This is a genomic window from Nitrososphaera sp. (assembly GCF_050748925.1).
Lineage (GTDB): Archaea > Thermoproteota > Nitrososphaeria > Nitrososphaerales > Nitrososphaeraceae > Nitrososphaera.
The window spans coordinates 1-6,273 of sequence record NZ_JBOGQF010000105.1 but is presented as its reverse complement, the minus strand read 5'-3'; the positions used below and the strand labels follow the sequence as shown (position 1 = coordinate 6,273).

The following is a 6,273-nucleotide window of genomic DNA, read 5'->3' as shown; positions in this document are numbered from 1 at the left end:
GGCCAAGGCCGGCGCCATAGTGTCGTCTGCCGGCGTCGCCCTGCTGGTGGCCTTTGTCATGGTGCTGCTCGTCTTTCCAGTGATAAAGGAATGCGAGGGCGAGAGGTGCGAGTTCACGTCGACGGCGCCTGCGTCACTGCAGGGCATTTTCGACCCTGGCTTTCTGGCGGCTTCTCTTCTGACCATAGCGGCGGGCATCGTCATGATAAGGTACAGCCGGTGGCGCGAGTCCAAGGCCGCGGCCTAGCGCGCATAAATATCGGCCTGCCGCAAAATGCAGCAGGTTGGTTTCGTTCACAAGGGCCGAAAAAGAGTTCCTTGCAAAAAACGAGTCGTGCAGGCTGGCTACGTGCCACGACAACATCCCGCACGTCGTCCCGGTGTCGTACATCTTTGAGGATGGTGCCTTTTACTTTGCCACGGATCTCGAGACGCGCAAGCTCGCCAACATACAGAAAAACGGCAGGGTCGCGCTCGCGGTCGACGTTTACAGCTCTGTCGCCAATATGGCAGTCTGCGTGCAGGGGACTGCAAAGGTGATAGAGCGGGGCCCCGAGTTCCAGAGGCTATACAAGATTTTTCACGGCAAGTTCGAGTGGGTCAGGCGCGACCCGTGGAAGGAAGGCGAGGCGCCGTTTGTGCATGTGACGCCGACAAGCAAGGCGAGCTGGGGAGTTTGACCGTCCGAAAAAAGTTTGACGACGTCGCCGGCAAGATATGCGAGGCAGTCATACCGGTCAAGCACGAAAGTTTTGTTGGAAAAGGTAGCAAGGTCGCAGTCTGCACACTAGGCAGCATCGGCCTTCTTGAAGAGATATCGCAGTCCGACATGATGGAGCGCGTCGCAATAGCGGGCCGGCTGCTGTCAGAGAACCGGGGCATCGACGCAATCGTCCAGTACGCCCTGTCGCACCCAAGCCTTGAGCGCATCGTGCTGTGCGGCAGGGAAGTCAAGGGCCACATGCCGGGCCAAGCGCTACTGTCGCTCTACAAAAACGGCGTCGACTCGCAGGGCCGGATAATAGGGGCGCAGGGCCCTTACCCGACCGTCGAATCAACGATGGAGCAGGTCGACCGGTTCAGAAAGCAGGTCGGGATGATAGACATGGTGGGCGTCACCGACATCTCGCAGATAATAAAGTCAGTAGCCTGACTCTTGCCTGTCGCGGTTTACTCTGTTCTTTTTCCTGTACTCGTCCAGTATGTCTGCCGGAGTCATGCCCAGTTCCAGCGACGCCTGGACCACAAAGTGCCAGATGTCTATCAGTTCCTCGCGGGCGGCTGCCTCGTCAAACTGGCCCGGCTTTTTCCACCACTTCCAGTTTGTCAGGCGCTGAAGTTCTACTGCCTCGTGGATGATTGCCGTGGAAAGGGCAGATATCCTGCCTTCCGCGCTCTTCGGGTAGCGCGAAAGGTCCATCATGCCCGCAAGATCTTTTTGCATCAAAAATATCGTTTCAAGTGTGTCCATCGCCTTGACGGGCGCCTGGCCGTAAAAAAAGGTTGACCCGACTATCGACGAATACCTGGGAAAGCTTTAAGAGATGTGCAAAGCTTGGTTAACGCATATGGCTTCTGGCAGGAATCCTGCTACATCTGAGGCAGAGTCCACGACAGGCAACATCCTTACTTCTGCGCTTGACATGCTAAAGGTAGAAGATGCAGAGACCCGCAAAAAGGCGGTAGAATTTCTCGGCAGCGTTTCGGTGGCGACCGTGAACGCCTACGGCAAGTGGATAACTTCTGTCAAGGCAGTGGCCGACGCCTGCACAGCCATGGGCCATGTATTCTCGCAGTCCGAGCTGTGCGACTTTCTTGCAGTCGCCGCCAAGGGCATGGATTCCAAGAGGGCCGGCACCAAGGCAGTAAACGACGCCACGTTCTACATCTACATGGACGTGATGGAAAACTACCAAAAGACAGACGCCAACCTGCGCCTGCATTACCCGAGAATAATAATCGACCTCATCTCGATACTGGACAAAGGCGTGGACACCCGGGGCGGGGCCGTGGGCGTCTATGGCATCGAAAGGTACTACCAGGAGCGCAAGGTCTCTGCGCCTCAGGAAGACCCGTCTACAAGCTATGTCGCAAGGCCGATAGCAAGCCCTCGCCCGCATGCCGGGCAAAATGTTGCCGCGTTTGGCGAAGGGCTGGTGGACAACCTGTCGCACGTCACCGGCAGGGCCAAGAAGGACCTTGAGCAGTCCCTGTCAAACCTGCAGCCTGCCGACATCAAAAAGGTTACAGACCTGTCGATGAACTACAAGCGCCTCCAGAAATACAGCAAGCTGACCAAGCCTGAAGAGTTGAAGAAAGAAGTCGAGAAGGACCTCGGGCGCAAGCTCACCGATAACCAACTGCAGCACGCCGTCAACTCTATACGCAAGACCAAGATCTATATCGAAAACGTCCTGGACGGCAAGTTCGTGCCTCACGGCACGCACGGCATAAACCACGTCAAGCACAACCTGGAATATGGCTACCAGCTTATGGGCCTGATAGAGCCGAGAAGGCGACGGGCAAACTAGTTTTAGAAAACAAGTCGGTTAGATAGGGTAGTCCCCCTATTGGAAGAGTCGCCAAAGGCGCCCTAGTAATACGGGGGGTTCCTATCTATTTAGCGGATGTTCTTCGTTACCCTGATAAAGTAAGGGTAAATTATTAAGTCTTTCCATCATAGAATTTCAAAATTATATCATGCCCTGTGACAATAGCATAGATAATACGCTATTCATGATAGTCCTGTATAATATTCACAATCATGCTTTTACTGACATCATCTTTGGTAAAAAAAGCTAGGCCCATACACGTTCTTTAAAGGTCCATTTCTTGTTCAAGAGAAAGTTGCCTATCGAGGCCGTCGCGACTGCCACCACCAACGCTATCGGGTAGCCGATGCCTTGACTCTCTACGAGCCAGAAGAGCATTGACAGCTGCACCAGCGCGCCAAACGCGCTGAACCCTGAAAACAGGCCGTACTGCGCAAGGGTCTTTTTCAGGGCAAAGTCCCTGTCCTCAAATGTCCACAATTTGTTAAAGATAAAGTTGGACGTTATGGATACCAGTATGCCAAAGATCGTCGCATGCAGGTACCAGACATTTGGCAGCAGCACGGTGAGCAGGAAAGAGGCGAAATAGTTTACCAGCAAGCCGGTCGCCCCCACGGTGTAGAACCTGCCTGCCTTTGAAAGGAACTTGACAGATGCGCGCCTTTCTGTTGGCGCGGCCCTGCCGTAGCGGTACAGGCGCCAGACTGCCCTAGCATAGTCGACTGCTACCTTGGAGTCCAGCTTGCTCTTGCCAAACCGCCTGTTGATGAACGTGTAAGGGATTTCAGTTACCCTGGCGCCCCTTGCCTTGACGAGCAACTCGAGGAGCATCTTGTAGCCAATGGCGTCGAATTTTATGCCGTGGATGATGTGGCGCTTGAACGCGAAAAACCCTGACATCGGGTCCTTGATGCGTATGCCGAGGCTATAGCGCGCAATCTTGTTGGCGCCCTTGCTCACTATCTTGCGCTTGAAGGGCCATCCCGTTACCGCCCCTCCCTTTACATAGCGCGACGCCACGACGATGTCGCATCTTTTTATCTCGTCAAGCATGTGAGGTATCGTCTGGGGCGGGTGGGACATGTCGCTGTCCATCACCACCACGACCTCTCCGGACGCCGAGTTTGCCCCTGCCAGTATCGCAGAGCTCAGCCCCAGCTTGGCAGGCCGGCGGATGACTTCAATCTGGATGCCCCTGCTCCCGAGGCTGCGTGCATGGCTCTGCGCGATGTCGCCGGTGCCGTCCGGCGAGCTGTCGTCTACGACGATTATCTCTGCGCGCATGCCCCTTGGCAGCGCGTCGGCTATCGAGTCGATCATGGTAGAGATGTTTTGCGACTCGTTATAGGTGGGCAGGATGACTGAAAGCGGCAATTTTTCCTGCTTTAGGAGCTGCGCAAAAGCGTCCAATGGTTCAGTATTTGGATGCGGTCTATAAAACAGTTAGTTTCCCCGTCTCTTAAGCACCAGTATGTCAATCGTGTTCCGGACAAAAGGTATAGAACAATGAATGCGGCGTCTGGCTGTTGCTGGTTATAGGCTTTGCATTGATGGGCCTCGGGCTTTTGCTGTACCTAGTCTCGGTAGGGTCAAACGCCTTTGGCATCCGCACGGCCCTCACGCTGCCGCTTTTACTCAACATCTATTTTTTCGCCGGCATCACTTTCAACGTCGTCGGCGCGTATCTCGTAATCAGGCGTTAGGCCTGTCTGAAACGCCCAGTGCCGTTACTGAAAACTGGGCGTTCTTTCCGGGAGGCTGTACCATTATTGCCTTGAACTGGCCCCTGGCCGCGTTTTCAATCTCAAGCCTCATCTTGGCATGCGAATAGATCGACACCGAGCTTCCGAGGTACTCGCGCTGTACCGGCCTGCCCTCTGTCGGCACGTTTCTGACCATGTTGGTCACGACCACCGCGCAGCCTGAGGTGATGGCAAACACCGAGAGGTCATGCAGGTGGCTCATGACCGCGAGGTGCCTGGCCGGGCCAACATACTCGGCAGAAAAGAGCGAAGTCAAGGTGTCGACTATCAGCAGCTGCACGTCCATGCTTCTGGCCTTTTCAAGCGCGGCAATCTGGTCCTCAGTATGCAGGGCGCGGACAAAGGCAATCCTGTCAAGGACGTTGCCTCCTGCAATCTCTGAAACCCTCTCTGGACGAAAAGTTCCGGCAGTGTCTACAAACATCGCCCTGCCCCCTGCCCTCGAGCAATTGGCGCAGAGAGTAAAGCAGAGCTGCGACTTGCCCGACCCGCTCTCGCCGTAGACGTCGGTGAGAAAGCCGCCGCGTGCGCCTCCGCCAAGCGCCACGTCGAGCGCCTTTGAGCCGGTGGAGATGAACAACAGCTCTATTCCGCGCAGCCCTTTTTATGACTTCTCTTCTTCAAGGCAACCTTTTTATTCGCCATGCAATCCTCCAACTTGCAAAGTGATTAACTAGGTGTCTTCCCCGTCTCAACAACCAAAACGCCCGCTCTCGATACTCCAGCGTTCTATCAACCGCAAAGTCGCTGTCAGGCTCAAGAGCGAGATAGAGTACAAGGGCAAGATGAACAACGTCGACTCGTACATGAACCTGATACTTACCGACGCCGAGGAATTCAACGGAAGCGACGTGATGGCCAACTATGGCAAGGTCGTTATCCGCGGAAACAACGTGCTCTTTATACGCCTTGAAAAGGACATCTGACCCGGTGGGCGACTATGGCAAAGCGCTGGCTCTTTACTTCTGAAAGCGTCACAGAAGGGCACCCCGACAAGGTCTGCGACCAGATTTCTGATGCGCTGCTCGACGAGTTTCTGAGGCAGGATCCCGATTCGCGTGTTGCAGCCGAGTCGATGACGACGACGGGCATAGTCTTTGTCGCCGGCGAGGTGACTTCAAAGGGCAGGGTAGACGTACAGAATATAGTCCGCGACACCATCCGCGAGATCGGTTACGATAACCCAATCTACGGCTTTGACTGCGATTCGTGCTCCGTGCTTGCGGCGCTCCACGAGCAGAGCCCCGACATCTCGATGGGCGTCACCGCCACCGAGGGCAAGGAGCAGGGCGCAGGCGACCAGGGGCTGATGTTTGGCTATGCCAGCAATGAAACTCCACAACTGATGCCGCTGCCGATAACGATGGCGCACCAGCTCTCGATGAAGCTGGCGCAGTCGAGGAAAAGGAAGGAGCTTGGCTGGCTGAGGCCCGACGGCAAGTCGCAGGTGTCAGTCGTTTACGAAGACGGCGTGCCAAAGCGCATCGACACCGTTGTATTGTCGACGCAGCACTCGCCAGACATCGGCCTGGAACAGCTGCGCGAGGAAGTGGTAAACAAGATAATAAAGCCAGTCTGCGGCAGCTGGGTTGACGCCAAGACGAAATACCTCGTCAATCCGACCGGCAGGTTCGTGATAGGCGGCCCGCCCGGCGACAGCGGCCTCACGGGCAGAAAGATAATTGCCGATACCTACGGCGGCATGGGCCGGCATGGCGGCGGCGCGTTCTCTGGCAAGGACCCGTCCAAGGTGGACAGGTCAGCATGCTACATGGCAAGGTACGTGGCAAAGAACGTGGTGGCCGCCGGCCTTGCAGACAAGTGCGAGGTGCAGGTCGCGTACGCCATCGGCGTCGCCGAGCCCGTGTCCATAATGGTGGACACTTTTGGCACAGGGAAACTCCCTGAAGAAGAAATAGAAGCCAAGGTCCGCAAGACATTTGACATGAAGCCTGCAG

10 protein-coding genes are annotated in these 6,273 nt (G+C 55.7%); 7 read left to right on the top strand and 3 right to left on the bottom strand.

The genetic code is table 11. The features are described from left to right. The 3 genes from ACREAY_RS08975 to ACREAY_RS08965 all read left to right on the top strand — a co-directional run. Positions 1-247 (top strand): hypothetical protein (locus tag ACREAY_RS08975; protein ID WP_431755434.1); only part of this gene is annotated, 247 nt, incomplete at its 5' end. Between the two features lie 37 nt (positions 248-284). Beyond that, positions 285-680 (top strand): pyridoxamine 5'-phosphate oxidase family protein, encoded by a 396-nt coding sequence (locus ACREAY_RS08970; protein WP_431755433.1) that lies wholly within the window; start codon positions 285-287, stop codon positions 678-680. Continuing rightward, the gene (locus ACREAY_RS08965) at positions 677-1,153 is read left to right on the top strand and encodes a tetrahydromethanopterin S-methyltransferase subunit A (RefSeq protein WP_431755432.1); all 477 of its coding nucleotides are present in this window, start codon (positions 677-679) and stop codon (positions 1,151-1,153) included. The genes ACREAY_RS08970 and ACREAY_RS08965 overlap by 4 nt, the downstream gene beginning before the upstream one ends. Here the strand turns inward: ACREAY_RS08965 and ACREAY_RS08960 are convergent. Further along, positions 1,142-1,471, bottom strand: coding sequence for a dUTPase (locus tag ACREAY_RS08960; protein WP_431755431.1), 330 nt, complete (start codon positions 1,469-1,471; stop codon positions 1,142-1,144). The two genes, ACREAY_RS08965 and ACREAY_RS08960, sit on opposite strands and share 12 nt — an antisense overlap. 97 nt (positions 1,472-1,568) lie before the next feature. Between ACREAY_RS08960 and ACREAY_RS08955 the strand changes: the two genes are divergently transcribed. Continuing rightward, positions 1,569-2,531, top strand: a complete 963-nt coding sequence (locus ACREAY_RS08955) for a hypothetical protein (RefSeq protein WP_431755430.1) — start codon at positions 1,569-1,571, stop codon at positions 2,529-2,531. A 267-nt stretch (positions 2,532-2,798) separates the two neighbouring features. Here ACREAY_RS08955 and ACREAY_RS08950 read toward each other — a convergent pair whose 3' ends face one another. Continuing rightward, positions 2,799-3,962, bottom strand: coding sequence for a glycosyltransferase (locus tag ACREAY_RS08950; RefSeq protein WP_431755429.1), 1,164 nt, complete (start codon positions 3,960-3,962; stop codon positions 2,799-2,801). Between the two features lie 116 nt (positions 3,963-4,078). Here ACREAY_RS08950 and ACREAY_RS08945 point away from each other — a divergent pair, with 116 nt between their 5' ends. Next, the gene (locus tag ACREAY_RS08945) at positions 4,079-4,255 is read left to right on the top strand and encodes a hypothetical protein (protein WP_431755428.1); all 177 of its coding nucleotides are present in this window, start codon (positions 4,079-4,081) and stop codon (positions 4,253-4,255) included. On the opposite strand, the gene ACREAY_RS08940 is transcribed toward ACREAY_RS08945, so the two are convergent. Continuing rightward, positions 4,245-4,895, bottom strand: a complete 651-nt coding sequence (locus ACREAY_RS08940) for a hypothetical protein (protein WP_431755427.1) — start codon at positions 4,893-4,895, stop codon at positions 4,245-4,247. The two genes, ACREAY_RS08945 and ACREAY_RS08940, sit on opposite strands and share 11 nt — an antisense overlap. Before the next feature lie 97 nt (positions 4,896-4,992). On the opposite strand from ACREAY_RS08940, the gene ACREAY_RS08935 reads away from it, so the two are divergent. Further along, complete coding sequence (locus ACREAY_RS08935; protein WP_431755426.1) at positions 4,993-5,241, top strand: U6 snRNA-associated Sm-like protein LSm6; 249 nt, start codon at positions 4,993-4,995, stop codon at positions 5,239-5,241. A 14-nt stretch (positions 5,242-5,255) separates the two neighbouring features. Continuing rightward, positions 5,256-6,273: methionine adenosyltransferase (metK, locus tag ACREAY_RS08930; protein ID WP_431755425.1), on the top strand; the 1,018-nt coding region annotated here is incomplete at its 3' end.